17 protein-coding genes are annotated in these 16,204 nt (G+C 73.0%); 10 read left to right on the top strand and 7 right to left on the bottom strand.

The features are described from left to right. Nucleotides 1-10: 10 nt before the first annotated feature. The gene (locus ACFUUZ_RS06720; RefSeq protein WP_378693261.1) at nt 11-838 is read left to right on the top strand and encodes an alpha/beta hydrolase; all 828 of its coding nucleotides are present in this window, start codon (nt 11-13) and stop codon (nt 836-838) included. 56 nt (nt 839-894) lie between these two features. Further along, the gene (locus ACFUUZ_RS06715) at nt 895-1,833 is read left to right on the top strand and encodes a helix-turn-helix domain-containing protein (protein WP_378693259.1); all 939 of its coding nucleotides are present in this window, start codon (nt 895-897) and stop codon (nt 1,831-1,833) included. Here the strand turns inward: ACFUUZ_RS06715 and ACFUUZ_RS06710 are convergent. After that, a complete protein-coding gene (locus ACFUUZ_RS06710; RefSeq protein WP_378693257.1) occupies nt 1,824-2,435 on the bottom strand; it encodes a hypothetical protein in 612 nt (203 codons plus the stop codon). The genes ACFUUZ_RS06715 and ACFUUZ_RS06710 overlap by 10 nt on opposite strands. A 109-nt stretch (nt 2,436-2,544) precedes the next feature. Beyond that, on the bottom strand, nt 2,545-2,748 hold the full coding sequence (locus tag ACFUUZ_RS06705; protein ID WP_378693255.1) for a zinc-ribbon domain-containing protein: 204 nt from the start codon (nt 2,746-2,748) through the stop codon (nt 2,545-2,547). A gap of 145 nt (nt 2,749-2,893) precedes the next feature. Here ACFUUZ_RS06705 and ACFUUZ_RS06700 point away from each other — a divergent pair, with 145 nt between their 5' ends. Beyond that, complete coding sequence (locus ACFUUZ_RS06700) at nt 2,894-3,505, top strand: hypothetical protein (protein WP_378693254.1); 612 nt, start codon at nt 2,894-2,896, stop codon at nt 3,503-3,505. Here the strand turns inward: ACFUUZ_RS06700 and ACFUUZ_RS06695 are convergent. Both ACFUUZ_RS06695 and ACFUUZ_RS06690 read right to left on the bottom strand, forming a co-directional pair. After that, nucleotides 3,502-4,158 (bottom strand): HAD family hydrolase, encoded by a 657-nt coding sequence (locus ACFUUZ_RS06695; protein ID WP_378693252.1) that lies wholly within the window; start codon nt 4,156-4,158, stop codon nt 3,502-3,504. The two genes, ACFUUZ_RS06700 and ACFUUZ_RS06695, sit on opposite strands and share 4 nt — an antisense overlap. A 36-nt stretch (nt 4,159-4,194) precedes the next feature. Next, the gene (locus tag ACFUUZ_RS06690) at nt 4,195-4,845 is read right to left on the bottom strand and encodes a YdcF family protein (RefSeq protein WP_378693251.1); all 651 of its coding nucleotides are present in this window, start codon (nt 4,843-4,845) and stop codon (nt 4,195-4,197) included. A gap of 150 nt (nt 4,846-4,995) precedes the next feature. Between ACFUUZ_RS06690 and ACFUUZ_RS06685 the strand changes: the two genes are divergently transcribed. The 4 genes from ACFUUZ_RS06685 to ACFUUZ_RS06670 all read left to right on the top strand — a co-directional run bounded on the left by ACFUUZ_RS06685 (nt 4,996) and on the right by ACFUUZ_RS06670 (nt 10,421). After that, nucleotides 4,996-5,958: a DNA polymerase domain-containing protein gene (locus ACFUUZ_RS06685; protein ID WP_378693250.1), complete on the top strand. Its 963-nt coding sequence runs from the start codon at nt 4,996-4,998 to the stop codon at nt 5,956-5,958. A 43-nt stretch (nt 5,959-6,001) separates the two neighbouring features. Beyond that, on the top strand, nt 6,002-6,589 hold the full coding sequence (locus ACFUUZ_RS06680) for a DUF4126 domain-containing protein (protein WP_378693248.1): 588 nt from the start codon (nt 6,002-6,004) through the stop codon (nt 6,587-6,589). Nucleotides 6,590-6,758: 169 nt separating this feature from the next. Then, nucleotides 6,759-9,344 (top strand): amino acid adenylation domain-containing protein, encoded by a 2,586-nt coding sequence (locus tag ACFUUZ_RS06675; protein ID WP_378693246.1) that lies wholly within the window; start codon nt 6,759-6,761, stop codon nt 9,342-9,344. A gap of 111 nt (nt 9,345-9,455) precedes the next feature. After that, nucleotides 9,456-10,421, top strand: a complete 966-nt coding sequence (locus ACFUUZ_RS06670) for an undecaprenyl-diphosphate phosphatase (protein WP_378693410.1) — start codon at nt 9,456-9,458, stop codon at nt 10,419-10,421. Nucleotides 10,422-10,470: 49 nt separating this feature from the next. Here the strand turns inward: ACFUUZ_RS06670 and ACFUUZ_RS06665 are convergent, their stop codons facing one another. After that, a complete protein-coding gene (locus tag ACFUUZ_RS06665) occupies nt 10,471-12,060 on the bottom strand; it encodes a TROVE domain-containing protein (RefSeq protein ID WP_378693244.1) in 1,590 nt (529 codons plus the stop codon). Between the two features lie 309 nt (nt 12,061-12,369). Here ACFUUZ_RS06665 and ACFUUZ_RS06660 point away from each other — a divergent pair, with 309 nt between their 5' ends. Continuing rightward, nucleotides 12,370-12,873 (top strand): hypothetical protein, encoded by a 504-nt coding sequence (locus tag ACFUUZ_RS06660; RefSeq protein ID WP_378693243.1) that lies wholly within the window; start codon nt 12,370-12,372, stop codon nt 12,871-12,873. On the opposite strand, the gene ACFUUZ_RS06655 is transcribed toward ACFUUZ_RS06660, so the two are convergent. Continuing rightward, nucleotides 12,863-13,672: a class I SAM-dependent methyltransferase gene (locus ACFUUZ_RS06655; protein ID WP_378693241.1), complete on the bottom strand. Its 810-nt coding sequence runs from the start codon at nt 13,670-13,672 to the stop codon at nt 12,863-12,865. The genes ACFUUZ_RS06660 and ACFUUZ_RS06655 overlap by 11 nt on opposite strands. Before the next feature lie 116 nt (nt 13,673-13,788). On the opposite strand from ACFUUZ_RS06655, the gene ACFUUZ_RS06650 reads away from it, so the two are divergent. Next, a complete protein-coding gene (locus tag ACFUUZ_RS06650; RefSeq protein WP_378693239.1) occupies nt 13,789-13,911 on the top strand; it encodes a hypothetical protein in 123 nt (40 codons plus the stop codon). Between the two features lie 9 nt (nt 13,912-13,920). On the opposite strand, the gene ACFUUZ_RS06645 is transcribed toward ACFUUZ_RS06650, so the two are convergent. Further along, a complete protein-coding gene (locus ACFUUZ_RS06645) occupies nt 13,921-14,859 on the bottom strand; it encodes a hypothetical protein (protein WP_378693237.1) in 939 nt (312 codons plus the stop codon). A gap of 119 nt (nt 14,860-14,978) precedes the next feature. On the opposite strand from ACFUUZ_RS06645, the gene ACFUUZ_RS06640 reads away from it, so the two are divergent. Then, entirely contained in the window at nt 14,979-16,196 is a 1,218-nt protein-coding gene (locus tag ACFUUZ_RS06640; RefSeq protein ID WP_378693236.1) for a cytochrome P450, read from the top strand. Nucleotides 16,197-16,204: the final 8 nt, after the last annotated feature.

Below are 16,204 nucleotides of genomic sequence, written 5' to 3'. Positions count from 1 at the left end.
AGAACGCGCCATGAGCAACAGCCCCGACACCATCGTCCTCGTCCACGGCCTCTGGATGACCCCGCGCAGCTGGGAACACTGGGTGGAGTACTACGGAGCCAAGGGCTTCACCGTCGTCACCCCCGGCTACCCGGGATTCGAGATCGAGGTGGAGGCGCTGCGGGAGAACCCGGCGCTGATCGCCGAGCTCACCGTCCGCGAGACCGTCGACCACCTGGCCGCGGTGATCGAGGCGCTGCCGAGCGCGCCGATCATCATGGGCCACTCCTTCGGCGGCACGCTGACCCAGCTGCTGGTCGACCGGGGGCTCGGCGTTGCGGCGGTGGCGATCGACTCGGCGCCGACCGAGGGGGTGCGAGTGACGCCGCCCTCGCAGGCCAAGTCGCTGTTCCCGGTGCTCAAGAGCATCTCGAACCGGCACAGGGCGGTCGGCTTCACGGCGGAGGAATTTCACTACGCCTTCACCAACACGATCGACGAGGCGGCCTCGCGCGCGGCCTGGGAGCGCTACCACATCCCGGCGCCGGGCAACTGGGTGTGGACCTACGGCGTCTTCGAGAACTTCCGGCCGGGCCACCACGAGACCTGGGTCGACTACTCGCGCGACGACCGGGCGCCGCTGCTCTTCATCGGCGGCTCCGAGGACCACATCATGCCGCCCTCGGTGAACAAGTCGAACGCGAAGCTCTACCACAAGTCGAAGGCGGTGACCGAGTACCACGAGTTCGAGGGCCGCTCGCACTGGATCTGCGCGGAGCCGGGCTGGCAGGAGGTCGCCGACCACGCGCTGGAGTGGGCGCTCGCGCAGGCCGGGCGGCCGGTGCCTGCGGCCGACTGAAACGCGGCGCCGGGAGTAGAGTCCGAACTCCGCGATCACGGTGAGCGGAGCGCGACATGGCACTACTCCTGGACGTCTCCCCGGCGCGGCCGCACGACCCGGCCGCGCTGCGGTCGGCGCTGCGGCGCGCCGGGCTGCCCCCGACCGTCACGCTCTCGCCGCTCCCCCGCACCGCCCCTCGGCTGCGGCTGCACCGCTGGCGCCTCGGCGACGGCGCCGCGCTCGCCCGGCTGGAGAGCACCGGGATCGCCGTGCGGGCCAGGCCGGACACCGCGGCGGTCGCGCGCATCGCGGTCGCGGTGTTCTCGCCCGGCGAGTGGACGCTCGCGCACCACCGGGTGCTCACCCCGACGTCCGACGAGCCGACCCTGGTCCTGATCGACGGCACCGCACCGCTGGATTTCCGCAGAACCGGCTCGGGGACGGTCCTGCTGCTACAGGTCGACGTGGTACGGCTGGCGCTGCCGCGCGACGTCCCGCACCGGGCGGTGCGCAGGCTCCGGCCCGGCGACGCGCTCGCCGAGGTGGTGCGGGCGTACCTGCTGCAGCTCGCGACCGTCGCGAGCACCGACCCCGAGCTGCTGCCCGAACTGCACGTCGGCACGATGGAGCTGGTCCGCGCCCTGCTGCTCGGTGCCGCCGGTGACCCGGCCGCCGACGTCGCCGACCCGAGCAGGCGGATCCGCGACTACATCGCCGAGCACCTCGACGACCCCGCGCTCGGCGCCGAGACCATCGCCGCCGCCGCCAATATCTCGGTCCGGCAGCTCTACAAGGTGTGGGCGGGTACCGGGACCGGCCTCGCGGACCACATCATCGCGCTCCGCCTCGCCCGCGCCAGGGAGACCCTGCGCACCCACCGCCACCTCACCGTCGCCGCCGTCGCGCACCGGCACGGCTTCACCGACGCCACCCACTTCGCCCGCCGCTTCCGCGCCGCCTACGCCATGAGCCCGACCGAGTGGCGCCGCGGCGCGCTGGTGGATCAGGGCTGACCGGTGACGAACGCCTGGACGGCGGCGAGGAACTCGGGGCCGCCCATGATCGAGCCGCCGACGGTCCCGCCGATCAGCACGCCGAGCGGGATGCTGACGCCCCAGATCAGGAACAGGCAGGCGCCGAGCAGGCCGCCGACGATGGCGCCGCCGACGACGCCGGGCAGGTTCCTGTTGATCTGGTCCACCAGCCGGTCGTAGGAGCTGATGTCCCGCGCGGCGGTGACCTCGGCCGCGGCCGGGGGCGGGGGCGGGGTCAGGATGAGGGTGCGGCCGTCGTCGGCGATGGTGTGCGCCATGGTGATCGAGCGGCCGTCGGCCGCGTACCAGCGCGGCACCTCGAGCACCGACGCGCCGTCGTTCGTCGCCAGCAGGACCGCGCCGTCGCCCGCGGCCTCGAACCTGCCGTTCTCGACGGTGGCGGTGACGGCGTCGTCGACCGGTGCGACGGCGATGCGGTAGCCGATGCCGTGATCGACGCCCGAAACCGTCGTCGCTTCCCCGGGTCCGGCCGCTGCCGGTTCCGCGTTGGCGGTGGCCGCGGTGACGGCCATGGCCGATGCCGTCACGAAGACGGCGGCGGTGGTCTTTCCGAACTTCATGCTCCGAACCCCTCTACGCGGCAGAACCTGATAGGTGGATCGAGCCGGACCGCGAGCGGTCGTCGGCGTGGTGCAGGAGTGTACCCATGCCGACGGCCGGGGCCGCCCATCAGGCCGCGATGGCGGCGCCGCAGATCCCGCAGGTCTCGAACTGCTTGCGACCCCAGCGCAGCACCGGGATGAAGAAGACGGTGAGTTGGGTGTACTCCTTCAAGCGGGTCCACTGGGTGGTGTTGTGGCAGCGCGGGCAGGTCCGGGTGCCGCCGGGGCCGAGGAGCTTCTGCTTGCGGCCGTAGCCGAAGAGGAGGAACACCCCTCTCAGCGTACGGATCCATCCTCCGCTTCATCTCCGGGCACACCGCTGGCTACCCTGGTCGCGGCCCAGCGCACCCGCGGGCGCCGGACGGACAGGAGCGCTCGTTGCAGCACATCGGATCGGACTCCGCGGCGCGCGCTCGATGACCGCCGCGCTGGACTACCCCGTCTCCCTGGCCGTCGAGGATTTCGTCCCGGTCGTCTGCACCACCGTCGGCGTGCTCTTCCTGCGCCGGGTCACCGGCACGCCGGGGACGATCGCGGCGGCCGCGCTGATCGGCGCGGGCGGCTTCGCGAAGGCCACCGCGAAGCTCGTGGTCGCGCTCGACGGCCCCGACCTGATCTGGCTGCGCTCGGCGCTGTTCCCGCTGCTGACGCTCGGCTTCGCCCTGCTCTACCTGGAACTGACCCGCAATCCGGGGATCTCGCGCACCCGCGCAGCGATCACCGCCGCGGTCATCGGCGCCTGCGCCGCGACCGCGCTGCTCGTCGCCGACGTGCTGCCCATGCTGGTGAGCACCACCATCTTCGCGACGCTCACCGCCGTCCGGCTCATCAACCTGGCCAGGGCCCGCGGCGACACGCTCGCCGCGGTGCTGTTCGGCGCCCAGATCGCGGTGTTCTTCGTGCTCGGCCCGCTCGGCGCCAGGGCGGATCAGACCGTCACGCTGCAGTGGATCGAGCAGCTCACCAACACCGCGGGCCAGGCCGCCTTCCTGCTCGGCGCGATCCGGCTGAGCCGGGCCCTCCGCTAGAGCCCGAGCCGGGCCGCGACCTCGGCGATCCCGGCGTCGGTGAGCGAGTCGAGCACGAGGTCGGCGCGGGAGAAGTCGAGCTCGACGGTCATGGCGTTCGGCACCGCGACGGCGGGCAGCCCGGCCGCCTTGGCCGCGGCGATGCCGTTGGCGGAGTCCTCGACGGCGATGGCGTCGCCCGGGTCGACACCGAGGCTGTCCAGGGCGAGCCGGTAGAGGGCGGGATCGGGCTTGACCCGCTGCACCCGGTCCCCGGTGGCGAGCACGGCGAAGTGCTCGCGCAGCCCGAGCCGCTCCAGGTGCGGCCCCACCCACTGCTCGCCGGAGCTGGAGGCCAGCCCGACCGCGAGCCCGAGCTCCTTCGCCTCGTTCAGCCACCCGACCACACCGGGCCGGACCACCTCCGCATCGATGAGCGCGTAGTGCCTGGTCAGCCGGGCGGCACGCAGCTCCGCGTGATCGATGGGCCTCCCGAGCAGCTCCTCCAGGTGCCGGGCGGCGTCCCACCCGTGGGTTCCGATGTTCGCGGTCCAGAGCTCCCGGTCCAGCGCCGCCCCGTGCCCGCGGTAGGTCTCCTGCCACGAGGTGTAGGCGGGGGTCTCGGTATCCAGGATCAGGCCGTCGAAGTCGAAGATCACCGCACGCAGCGCCACCGGTCCACCGTACGCGGGCGGGCCGCGCACCGAGTCCTACGGGCCGAACTGCCGGACCAGGGCCGGGAGCTGCTCGGGGGTCAGCCCGGCGATCACCACGATGCCCGCGGCGTCGAACTGCAGCCGGGCCCTGGCCATGTGGTCCGCCGAGGTCACCACGACGGCGTCCCTGACGCCGATGTCGCGCAGGATCAGCGCGGTGAATTCGGCATTCTGCACCGTGGACCCGGCCCGCGATTCGATGTGCACGCGGCCAGGCGCGATTCCGTGCGCGATCAGCCATTCCGCCATCACCGCCGCCTCGGTGACGCCCTGCCGCGGATTTCCGCCGGTGACGATCACCGGCGAGGCGGGCGCGAGCAGCGCCTGGACATAACCGGCCCGCAGCCGATCCAGCAATTCCGGCCGCATGCTTCCGTCCGGAAGGAGGCCGTAGCCGAGGACGACCACCGCGGTCTCCGGCCCGCGCACCGCGGGCGGCCCGGCCACCGCCGTCGCCCCGGCCGGAATCAGCCCCGCGAGCAGCGATTCCGGCGCGTTGTCGGCGGAAGCGGTGGCCGGAACGGCGAATACCGCGGCCAGCCCGAGCAGTGCGCCGCCCACCCGACGCCGGGAACGGGGTGCGGGCGAGCGATGTTTACCGGCCACGGAATTCCCCTGGGTCAGCGCGTGCACGAATGCGTCCATGGTCGAGCGGCAGAACCGCGGCGAGCGCCGAATGTGCCCTTGTCTGGACGGTTCACGAATGTCGCGCGCCCGGCATTGGCATCGGAAACGGGTGGCTTTGTGACGGGGTACCTGCCCGGTGCGCGGGAATTGTGACGGTAGGGTGAGCGCATGGGCGCCGGTGAACAGCGCGACGGGGTCGAGCTGACCAATCTGGACCAGCCGCTGAGCGCGGACGCGGGCGCGACCAAGCGCGACCTGATCGACTACCTGGACGCCGTCGCCGACCGCATCCTCCCCGGCCTCGCCGACCGCCCGCTCACCGTGCTCCGGGTGCTGCGCGGGCGCGCGCCGTTCATGCAGAAGAACGTCCCCAAGTACACCCCGGAGTGGGTGCGCACGGTGTCGATGTGGGCCGAGTCCTCGCACCGCGAGGTGCGCTACGCCCTCTGCGACGACCGGCGCACCCTGCTCTGGTTCGCCAACCAGCGCGCCATCGAGTACCACCCCACGCTCGGCCTGGCCGCCGACATCTACCGCCCCACCCACCTGATCCTCGATCTGGACCCGCCGCCGGGCAGCGATTTCGCCGCCGTCGTCGCCGTCGCGCACCTGGTCCGGCGGGCGCTGGCGGACTGCGGGCTGGCGGGCGCGGTGAAGACCAGCGGCGCCAAGGGCGTGCACGTCTTCGTCCCGGTCGACGACGGCGCACCCGTCGACGACGTCGCGGCCGCGACCAGGGCGCTCGCGGCCAGGGCCGAGGCGCTCGACCCCGAGCTCGCCACCACGGCCTTCATCGTCGAGGACCGCAAGGGCAAGGTCTTCGTCGATTCGACGCGGGCGGGCGGCGCGACCGTGGTCGCCGCCTACAGCCCCCGCTTCCGGGCGGGCACCCCGGTCTCCTTCCCCCTGGACTGGTCCGACCTGGACCGGGTCACCCCGGCCGACTTCACCGTGCGCAGCGCGCTCGACGCGCTGGCCGGGCGCGACCCCTGGGCGGCCGCCATGCCCGCGCCGCAGCGGCTGCCCGCCGAGCTGATCGAGCACGGCCGGACCATCCCGGTGGCCAGGGTGGCCGCCATGCACGAGGGCAAGCGCCGGGCCAGGGCCCGGCGGGCGGAGGCACCGGAGTAACGATCCGGACAACCACCCGAAACCCGCACCTACACTCGCAATCATGAGTAGCTGGGTGCTTCCGCTGTTCCTCGGGCTGGGCCTGGCGGCCGCCTGCGGCTTCCGCGCCTTCCTTCCGCTGCTGATGCTCAGCGCCGCCGCGCGTTTCGACCTGTTCGGCCTCGACCTCAACGAGTCCTTCGCCTGGATCGGCTCGACCGGCGCGCTGGTCGCGCTCACGATCGCGACCGGTGCCGAGCTGCTCGCGGATCTCATCCCCTACGTGGACAACCTGCTGTCGATCGTGGGAAATATCACGGGGCCGATCGCGGGCGCCATCGCCGCCGGCTCGGTGTTCCAGGCCGCGGACCCCGCCACCGCCGCGCTCGCCGGGATCATCGTCGGCGCCCCGACCGCGCTCACCTTCAGCGCCACCCAGACCGGCGTGCGCGCAGCCAGCACCGCGACGACCGGCGGCCTGACCAACCCCGTCGTCTCGATCGTGGAGAACGTCCTGACCTTCTGGACGGCGCTGCTCGCCATGGTGCTGCCGGTAGTCATCCCCGTTCTGCTGGCCGCTCTCCTCTACCTCATGTGGCGGGTTACCCGCAGGTTCAAGCGGCGCCGCACACCGGTGATGTCGACCACCTAGCGAGCGCCGCGCCCGCGCCGGCCTTACGGTCGGCATGCGCCGAACTTCCGGGCCGCATACCCTGACCTTTCCCGTACTGAAGTCGGTTCTGCGCGGGGCCGTGCAGGACCGCTGTCGCCGCGGCGTCGGCGGAGTGAAGGAGTTCTTGGTCGATGGCCGCGGTGCCCCGATGACCCGTCCCGCCCGCACCCGCCCCGCCCGCACCGGTGCGCCGCGCGCGCTCAGACTGCCGCAGCTGCTCGCCGCCGCGGTGGAGGCGAATCCCGGCGGCGACGCGGTGGTCTACGCCGGGGCGGAGCAGAGCACCGAGCGGCTCACCTACGCCGAGCTGGACGCGCGGTCGAGCCGGTTGGCGCGCTCGCTCATCGCCCGCGGCATCGGCCCGGAGGACCTGGTGGCGATCGGTATCCGGCGCTCGGTGGCGTCGGTGCTCGCGGTGTGGGCGGTGGCCAAGACCGGCGCCGGGTTCGTGCCGGTCGACCCGAATTACCCCGCGGACCGGGTGCGGCACATGCTCACCGACTGCGGCGCCACGCTCGGACTCACCGTGTCGGCGGTGCGGCCGGGGCTCAGCGGCGACGTCCGCTGGCTCATGCTGGACAGCCCGGCCTTCCGCGCCGAGGTCGAGCAGCGCTCCCCGGAGGCGGTCACGAGCGCCGACCGGGTGCGGTCGCTGCGGGCCGGGCACCCGGCCTACGTCATCTACACCTCGGGCTCGACCGGCTCGCCCAAGGGCGTCGTGGTGACCCAGGCCGGGCTGGCCGGGTTCTGCGCCGAGCAGCGCGAGCGGTACGGCGTCGACACCGCCTCCCGCACACTGCACTTCGCCTCGCCCTCGTTCGACGCCTCGGTGCTGGAGCTGCTGCTCGCGGTGGGCGGCGGCGCGGCCATGGTGGTCGCCGACCCGGCCGTGTACGGCGGCGACGAGCTGGCCCGGCTGCTGCGCCGGGAGCGGGTGACGCACGCCTTCGTCACCCCGGCCGCGCTGGCGTCGGTGCAGCCCGCCGGGCTGGACGAGCTGCGCGTGGTGATCGCGGGCGGCGAGGCGTGTCCACCGGAGCTGGTGCGGCGCTGGGCCACCGGCGGCCGGGCGTTCCACAACGGCTACGGGCCGACCGAGACCACGATCATGACCAATATCAGTGCCCCGCTGCGGCCGGGCGAGGCCGTGACCATCGGCGCGCCGATCCGCGGGGTCACCGAGTTCGTGCTGGACGAGCGGCTGGTGCCGGTACCGGCAGGCGTGGCGGGCGAGCTCTACATCGCCGGTGCGCAGCTCGCCCGCGGCTACCACCGCAGGCCGGGGCTGACCGCGGGCCGCTTCGTGCCGAACCCGTTCGCGGCGGACGGTTCCCGGCTGTACCGCACCGGCGACCTGGTGCGGGCGACACCGGGCGGCGCGGTGGAGTACCTCGGCCGCACCGATTTCCAGGTGCAGCTGCGCGGCTTCCGGATCGAGCTCGGCGAGATCGAGGCCGCGCTGGCCGCGCACCCCGCGGTCGCGCAGGCCGTCGCGCTGGTACGCGCGCCCGATCGGCTCGTCGGGTACGTGGTGCCCGCCGGTGCGGCCGTCGACCCGGACGAGCTGCGCGACCACGTCGCGGCGCGGCTGCCCTCCTACATGGTGCCCGCCACCCTGGTCGTGCTCGACCGCCTCCCGCTCACCGGCAACGGCAAGCTGGACCGGGCCGCGCTGCCCGAGCCGGTCTTCGCGGAGCACGAATACCGCGCTCCGCGCACCGAACTGGAGCGCGCGCTGTGCGCGGCGTTCGCCGAGGTCCTGAAGCTCGAGCGGGTCGGGCTGGACGACCACTTCTTCGCGTGCGGCGGCAATTCGCTGCTCGCCGTCGCCCTCGCCGGGCGCCTGGAGCGGGTGCAGGCCGCGCGGGTGCCGGTGGCCTGGCTCTTCGCCGCTCCCACCCCGGCTCAGCTGGCCGAACGGCTCGCCGCGCGCGAGCCGCACCGGAACGGCGCCTTCGACCTGCTGCTCCCGCTCCGCCCCGGCGGCGCCGCGCCGCCGCTGTTCTGCTTCGCGCCCGCGGGCGGCATGGCCTGGTCGTTCGCCGGACTCGCCGCGCACCTGGAGCGGGACCGGCCGCTGTACGGCCTGCAGTCCCCCGCGCTGGCGGGCGCCGGGCTGCCGGACTCGCTGGAGGAGTGGGCCCGGCTCTGCGTGCGCGAGCTCAGGGCCGTGCAGCCCGCCGGGCCGTACCACCTGCTCGGCTGGTCGCTGGGCGGGGTGCTGGCGCACGCCGTCGCCGTCGAACTGCAGCGCGCGGGCGAGGAGGTGGCGCTGCTCGGCATGCTGGACAGCTCGCTCGAGGTGCCCGCCGACCGCTCCGGCGCCGTCGTGCTCGCCGACCTGCTCGGCGGCCTGGTCGACCCGGCCGCCCTGGCGGGCGCCGACCCCGCCGACCTCGCCGCGCACCTGGAGCGGCTGCCCGAGCCCTTCGGATCGCTCGGCCCGGCCCGGCTCCGGCACATCCTGGAGGCCGGGGTCCGCTCGCTCGACCTGGTCGCCGCCTACCGGCCGCACCGCTTCGACGGCGACCTGGTCTTCTTCAGCGCCGCCGCGCACGACCCGGCCGAATCCCGGTGCGCGCGCACCTGGACCGAGGCGGTCACCGGCGCCGTGCGCGACCACCCGGTGCGCGCCGACCACTGGCACATGACCGCGGCCGAGGTGCTCCCGGTGATCGCCGAGGCCATCGCGGCGGTGCCGACCCGCACCCCGGTGAGTGCCGCGCGGCGCTGACACCGGCGCTCCGGACCGGGTCGAACGGGGAATTCGCCATTCTCCCCCGGCCCTGTACCGTCGCTGAGGACATCGCGGACGAGAGAGTGTGGAGGGTGCGTGGGCGAGTCGATGACCTGGGTACAGGCGTTGGTACTCGGGCTGGTGCAGGGGCTCACGGAGTTCCTGCCGGTCTCCTCGTCGGGGCATCTGCGGATCGTCTCGTCGGTCTTCTTCGGCGACGACGCGGGCGCCTCCTTCACCGCCGTGACCCAGCTCGGCACCGAGGCGGCGGTGCTGGTCTACTTCGCCAAGGACATCGCGCGCATCGTCGTCGCCTGGTTCGCCGGGATCGGTGAGCGGCTGCGCGGGAAGCGGAACCCCGCCGAGCAGTCGGTGCCGATCACCGACCAGGTGACCACGAAGCTGCCGGTCTACAACCCGAACGACCCCGCCACCATGAAGCTGCCGGTGGTCACCGACGCGCCGGAGCGGGACGCGCAGCGCGACCTCGACTACCGCATGGGCTGGTACGTCATCATCGGCACCATCCCGATCGGGCTGCTCGGCTTCCTCTTCAAGGACGAGATCCGCACCGGCGCCAGGAACCTGTGGCTGGTCGCGACCATGCTCATCGTGTTCGCGCTGGTCATCGCCGCGGGTGAGTACTTCGGCCGCAAGGAGCGGCCGCTGGAGAAGCTCAGCACCAGGGACGGGATCATCATGGGGCTGGCCCAGTGCCTCGCGCTGATCCCCGGCGTCTCCCGCTCCGGCGCCACCTCCACCGCCGGGCTCTTCCTCGGGCTGGAGCGCGCCGCCGCGGTGCGGTTCTCCTTCCTACTCGCCATCCCGGCGGTCACCGCCTCCGGGCTCTTCAGCCTCCCGGACGCCTTCGAACCGGCGGGCGAGGGGCTGAACGCCTCCGGCCCCCAGCTGCTGGTCGCCACCATCCTGGCCTTCGTGGTCGGCTACGCCGCGATCGCCTGGCTGCTCAAGTTCGTCGCCAACCACTCGTTCTACTGGTTCGTCGGCTACCGGATCATCCTCGGGATCGTCGTCATGGCGCTGCTCGCGACCGGCGTGGTCGCCGCGACCTGACCCCGCGACGCCGAGATCCCGCTCCCCGGCGAGGGAGCGGGATCTCAGGTCACCCGCGGGCGAAGTCGCCCAGCAGGGTCGGCACCGCCGCGTCGAAACCCGCGACGTCGAGCATGCCCGCGTCGGACGGGTCCGCGATGCTGAAACCGGTCGCGGTCATCCCGACCACCACCAGCTTCGCGGCCGGGTTGACCTCGCGGCGGTACTGCTTCAGCGCCTGGAAGGGGTGGGTCGACCCCGCCCAGGTCTCGTTGTCGGTGTACACGGAGAACACGTCGACCTCGAGGCCGTGGCGCAGCGCGTGCAGCATGGGTAGCGCGCAGTCGGTCGCGCCGAACGGCAGGTTCGCCGTGCTCTTCAGCACGTCGTCCAACCGCTGCCGCGGCCCGATCGCCAACTTCCGCAGCCCGTCCTGCCCCCGCTTCCGCGCGGCGGTGAAGCCGACCACGCTGTACCGCCGCTCGGTGGCCGCGGTGACCATCGCGAGCGCGGTCGACGCCTCCCGCGCGCTGATCGGCAGCCCCGCGATCATCGCCCCCATCGACCCGGAGACGTCGAGCGCGAGCAGGTGCCGCTTCCCGGTCGGCCGGACCGCCTCGAAGGCCGCGTAGAACGCGGCGTCCAGCGCGTCCACCACCGGCCGCGAGGGCTGCCAGGTGCCGCCGCCGCGCACCCCGCGCCCGGAGGCGTAGGTGCGCAGCGCGACCAGCACCGAGATCGGGTGCACCCGGCCGCGCCGCAGCCGCTCGGCGTCGGTGAGCTGTGCGCACACCGCGTCGGTGCGGTCCGCGAGCGGGTCGAGCAGCCCGAGCCCGGTCAGCCGCGGCAGCTGCCGCAGCAGCGCCGTCTGCGGAATCCCGTTGTCCAGCAGCGCCTCCCACACCACGCGCTCGCCGAGCGCGTGGTCGGGCAGCATCTCCCAGGACAGTCGGTACTCGCGGATGAGCCCGGGCAGCGCGGCGACCGGAGCCGTCCGCGCCCGCTCGAACCCCTCGACGATCCACAGCCCGGCCACCGCGGGCTCGCGCCCGCAGATCCAGTCGAAGAGCCGCTTGCGGTCGTCCTCGGTGGTCAGCGGGTGCGCCAGCCGCAGCAGGTCGCGGTGCGTCCAGCCCTCGCGCTGCCGGTACTTGACCGCCTGGAACGCGAGATCGTCGACGGACTTGCCGGTGTACCAGCCCGCGACACCGCGGCGCAGGCCACGGCCCCAACCGCGGAACTGCTCGACGTAGCGCGCGAACAGGAACAGGTGCGTCCCGGTACGCGCCACCAGCGGCAGCGCCGCCAGCGCGGTGCGCCGCCCGTCGGCGTCGCCGAGCGAGGCCGCGGCGGCGAGCGCGAACAGCGCCGGGTTCTGCTTCGGCGCCCGACCCGAGGTCGAGATCGCGACGACCTCGTCGACCAGGTCGGCGGTGCGCTCCCGCGCGAAGGTGAGCACGACCTCGGCATTGTCCGCCGTGAGGTCGCGCGCGTTCACGTAGTAGGTGCCGCCGTCGGTGCCGAGCGTCAGGAAGCGGCGCAGCCGCACCTCGGGCGTCACCGGGAAGACGAAGCCGCCCGCGGAGTTCGGCACCTGGTCCGGACGCGCGCGCTCGCGCTGTGTGGTCTTCCGGCGATTGATCTTCGACAGCACGTCCATGGTGGTTCCTCCTCCCGTGCGGTCACGGCGATCCGGGGTGGGCGGTCGTGGTGTGCCGACCGGCGATAAGTGCTCTGCCATCTGAGCTACGGGAGCGCGCGCTCCCGGCAGGACTCGAACCTGCGACCGCTCCATTGAAAGTGGTAACCGACCGACTCCGGCCCGCCCACCGCGGATTGCCTGGACAGAACTGTAGGCAACCAGCCTGCGCCGCCGCCAACCATTTTCGGCGCGAACCCGGGATCGGTAGGGCGCCGCCCGCCCCTACGGTCGTCCGGACCCCGCCCCCGCAGCCCCGGAGTGCCGACCATGCGATTCCGCGCCCGCCCCGAACCAGCGCCGCTCCCCGGCCTCGCCACCGTCCGCGCGGTGCGGCACACCGGCAGCAGTGTGCGCGGCAGGCCGCGGCTGCGGCTCGCGCTCACCGTCGACGCGGGCGGGCGCCGCTTCGACACCGACGCCGTGCTCGAGGTCCCGCTGAGCGAGATGTCGCTGCTGCGCCCCGGCGTCGTCCTCCCGGTCCACTGCACCGCCCGCCGGGTCCGGCTCGACCTGGACCGCACCGAGCGCGGGGTAGCCGCCGAGGCCGTGGTGCGCTGGTTCGCCGTCCCCGGCCCGGTGCAGGCGGGCAGGCCGCTGGTGCTGCTCGGCCTGCTCGTCATCCGCCCGGACGGGAGCGCCTTCCACACCCGCACCGAGCAGTACCTGCCCGCCGCCGCGCTCGGCGGGGTCGAGGTCGGGTGCGCGCTGCGCGTGCACTACCTCCTCTCCACCGAGCGCGAGGTGGTGGTCTCGGTCCTGGTCAGCGCGTAGCGGCGTGCACCAGGCGGATGCCGGAGCCGATGGGGTGCGCAGTGGGGGCGCCGTACTCGCCGAGCAGCTCTCCGGCCGGACGGTCCTCGAGCAGGGTGAAGCCGAAACCTTCCAGCAAGGTCCGCATTTCGTCGGCGGTGAAGTAGCTGAGCCAGGGCTCGCCCGCTGCGGCGACCCGCTCGGCGCGGGCGCACACCTCCGGACTGGGGGGCACCGGGTAGTCGAAGACGAGGTCGGCTTTTCGGCCCGCGATGTAGCCGAGAGTGTCGTCGATGGCGGCGCGGGGCAGGTAGACGATGACGCCGAGCCAGACGAACACCGTGTCGGCCGCGCGGTCGAGCACGGCGGCGGCCGGCCCGTCCGCGAGGGTCGCCCGCTCGAAGTCGACGGGGGCGAAGGTCAGCGTCGGCGGCACTTCGATCCCGGCCTCGCGCAACCGGTTTCGCTTCCATGCCTGGGTGTCGGGGTGGTCGACCTCGACATAGCGGACGTCCGGGTGCGGGTTGCGGTAGGCGGCGGTGTCCAGCCCGGCGCCGAGCACCACCACCTGGCGGGTGCCGCCCGCGACCGCCGCAGCCACCCGGTCGTCGGCGAACCGGCTGCGGGCGGCGATGGTCAAACGGCGGACTCGCGCCGCCTCCGCGTCGACGCCGCGGTCGAATTCACCGGTCGGCTCGGTGCCCGCGACGATTCGGGTCGCGATGGGGTCGGTGAAGACGCGCGGATCGTCCAGCGTCTGGTGCTGGGCCCGCGCCCGGGCGACGGCCAGCGCGGTCCTGCTCGGTTGTCCGACCTCCACCCCGCCACCCTACGACTCGATCCCGAGTTCCCGCCGCAGCCCCCGCGACGCCCGCACCTCATGCGCGCCGGATACTTCAGCGGGTACCGAAATGTCCACGCTCTACCGTCATGGCCATGAGCTTCCGCCTGGGCGGCACAGCGGGGGCGCGGCTCGGCAGGCGGCTCGGCCCGGCGCTGCTGCGCAAGATCATCGTGGTCGTCGGGGTCACCGCGGTGGCCGTCATGGTGGTGACCTGACCGGTCCGGCTACGCGACCTCGGCCGAGCACGAGCCGAACTCGATCCCGGGTAGGCCGGTCACGTCGTGCACGGTCTGCACCGAGTGCTGCTGATGCACGCCCACACCGAGCGCGGTCACCGCCCGGACGGCGACGGCGGTGAGCGCGGCGGTGGCCGCGGACTGATTCCAACCGCGCGCCCAGCGGAGCTCCCCTGAACCGCCGCGGGCCAGGGCGATCCACTCGTCGGTACCTGGCATCGGCACAGTGCGGGGCATGTGCCTGGCGCCGGGAATCCAGGTGGCGGTGCTGAGCGCGGCGGTGGCCAGCCGGGAGTCGAGCGCGAAGTAGGTGCGCACCGGGACGCCGAGATCGCGGGTGAGCGCGTGCTGGTCGGCGAAGTCGGTGCGGTACATCCGGCGACGGCCGTGGCCGGGCAGGTCGAAGGTCAGTGGGGCGGTGTAGTTGCGCACCGTCCCCGCGCCGTCCCGGAAGGTGCGGCCGAGCAGTCCGTAGGACCACGCGGTGGCGGCGGCGCCGTGCTTCTCCCCCGCGCCGAGCATGACGCCGATGTCCACCGGCCCCGGCGCGGCCGCGTGCACCGCCGCGGCCAGCAGATTCGTCAACCCCGGTGCGAGCCCGACACCGATCAGCACCGGCGCGGCGGGGGTGAGCCGCTCCAGCTCGGCGAGGTAGTCGGAGGTGGCGGAGATGTCGACGAAGGCGGCGCCCGCGGCGGCGACGGCGGTCGCGACCCGCGGGTCCTCGGAGCCGGAGGCGTTCACCACCACCTCCGCCGCCGCGGCGGCCCGGCGGAGCGAGCCGAGCTCCGCCTCCGCGAGGTCCACCCGGACGTCGGCGCGGTCCGGATCGCGCCCGGCCGCCAGCGCGGTGGTGCCCGCGCCGCGGAGTTCGCCGATCAGATGCTGCCCCACCGCGCCGTACCCACCGAGAACCAGAACCGTCATACCGCAAGCATACCCGTAAGGGGTACCGATAATAGCGGTGAACGTCATTTAGTAAATGCTATTCACAAAGACGGGAGTGATGTGGTTCACTGCGAGGAACCTGTTCCGAGGAGGTACCCGTGTCCGTCTCGCACGACTTCGACTTCACCGATCCCGACCTGCTCGCCACCCGGCTCCCGATCGAGGAGTGGGCCGAGCTGCGCCGCACCGCCCCGGTCTGGTGGGTCGACCAGCCGAACGGGGTGAGCGGCTTCGACGACGGCGGGTACTGGGTGGTCAGCAAGCTCGACCACATCAAGCAGATCTCGAAGGACAGCGAGACCTGGTCGACCAATGCCAACACCGCGGTCATCCGGTTCAACGGCGACATCACCCGCGAGGAGATCGACATCCAGCGCGCCATGCTGGTGAACACCGACCCGCCCGCGCACGACAAGCTGCGCCGGATCATCTCCCGCGGCTTCACCCCGCGCGCCGTGCAGACCCTGCGCGACGCGCTGCACGAACGCGCCGAGCGGATCGTGCACGAGGCCAAGCGGACCGGCGGCGGCGACTTCGTCCAGCAGATCGCCTGCGAGCTGCCGCTGCGGGCGATCGCCGAGCTGCTCGGCGTGCCGCAGTCCGACCGCGGCAAGCTCTTCGACTGGTCGAACCAGATGATGGGGTACGACGACCCGGAGTTCGACGGCAACCACAAGCTGGCCACCGCCGAGATCATGGGCTACTCCTGGAACCTGGCCGAGGAGCGGCGCAGGTGTCCGGCCGACGACATCGTGAGCACCCTGGTCACCGCGGACATCGAGGGCGAGGCGCTCGGTTCCGAGGAGTTCGCCTGGTTCGTCATCCTGCTCGCGGTGGCGGGCAACGAGACCACCCGCAATGCGACCACGCACGGCATGAAGGCCTTCGTCGACCACCCCGGGCAGTGGGAGCGGTACCGGGCCGAGCGCCCGAAGACCGCGCCGGACGAGATCGTGCGCTGGTCCACCCCCGTGGTCGCCTTCCAGCGGACCGCGCTGCGGGACACCGAGATCGGCGGCCAACACATCGGGGCGGGCCAGCGGGTCGGGCTCTTCTACGCCTCGGCCAACTTCGACGAGGAGCGCTTCGACGACCCGTTCGCCTTCGACATCACCCGCAGCCCCAACCCGCACGTCGGCTTCGGCGGCACCGGCACGCACTACTGCGTCGGCGCCAACCTGGCCCGGCTGCAGCTCGACCTGATCTTCAACGCCATCGCCGACGTCATGCCGGATCTGCGCCAGCTCTCCGAGCCGGTCCGGCTACGCTCGGGGTGGTTGAACGGGATCAAGAGCTGGCAGGTCGCCTACGAATGACGAGTCCG

The sequence above is a fragment of the Nocardia sp. NPDC057353 genome, assembly GCF_042667085.1.
GTDB lineage: Bacteria > Actinomycetota > Actinomycetes > Mycobacteriales > Mycobacteriaceae > Nocardia.
This window is presented reverse-complemented; position numbering and strand designations above follow the sequence as displayed.

Coding starts and splice junctions, on each gene's coding strand:
- ACFUUZ_RS06670 (WP_378693410.1), top strand. CDS start 9,456: ATGACCTGGGTACAGGCGTTGGTACTCGGGCTGGTGCAGGGGCTCACG.
- ACFUUZ_RS06665 (WP_378693244.1), bottom strand. CDS start 12,060: ATGGACGTGCTGTCGAAGATCAATCGCCGGAAGACCACACAGCGCGAG.
- ACFUUZ_RS06680 (WP_378693248.1), top strand. CDS start 6,002: ATGAGTAGCTGGGTGCTTCCGCTGTTCCTCGGGCTGGGCCTGGCGGCC.
- ACFUUZ_RS06720 (WP_378693261.1), top strand. CDS start 11: ATGAGCAACAGCCCCGACACCATCGTCCTCGTCCACGGCCTCTGGATG.
- ACFUUZ_RS06710 (WP_378693257.1), bottom strand. CDS start 2,435: ATGAAGTTCGGAAAGACCACCGCCGCCGTCTTCGTGACGGCATCGGCC.
- ACFUUZ_RS06645 (WP_378693237.1), bottom strand. CDS start 14,859: ATGACGGTTCTGGTTCTCGGTGGGTACGGCGCGGTGGGGCAGCATCTG.
- ACFUUZ_RS06700 (WP_378693254.1), top strand. CDS start 2,894: ATGACCGCCGCGCTGGACTACCCCGTCTCCCTGGCCGTCGAGGATTTC.
- ACFUUZ_RS06675 (WP_378693246.1), top strand. CDS start 6,759: ATGACCCGTCCCGCCCGCACCCGCCCCGCCCGCACCGGTGCGCCGCGC.
- ACFUUZ_RS06685 (WP_378693250.1), top strand. CDS start 4,996: ATGGGCGCCGGTGAACAGCGCGACGGGGTCGAGCTGACCAATCTGGAC.
- ACFUUZ_RS06690 (WP_378693251.1), bottom strand. CDS start 4,845: ATGGACGCATTCGTGCACGCGCTGACCCAGGGGAATTCCGTGGCCGGT.
- ACFUUZ_RS06715 (WP_378693259.1), top strand. CDS start 895: ATGGCACTACTCCTGGACGTCTCCCCGGCGCGGCCGCACGACCCGGCC.
- ACFUUZ_RS06650 (WP_378693239.1), top strand. CDS start 13,789: ATGAGCTTCCGCCTGGGCGGCACAGCGGGGGCGCGGCTCGGCAGGCGG.
- ACFUUZ_RS06660 (WP_378693243.1), top strand. CDS start 12,370: ATGCGATTCCGCGCCCGCCCCGAACCAGCGCCGCTCCCCGGCCTCGCC.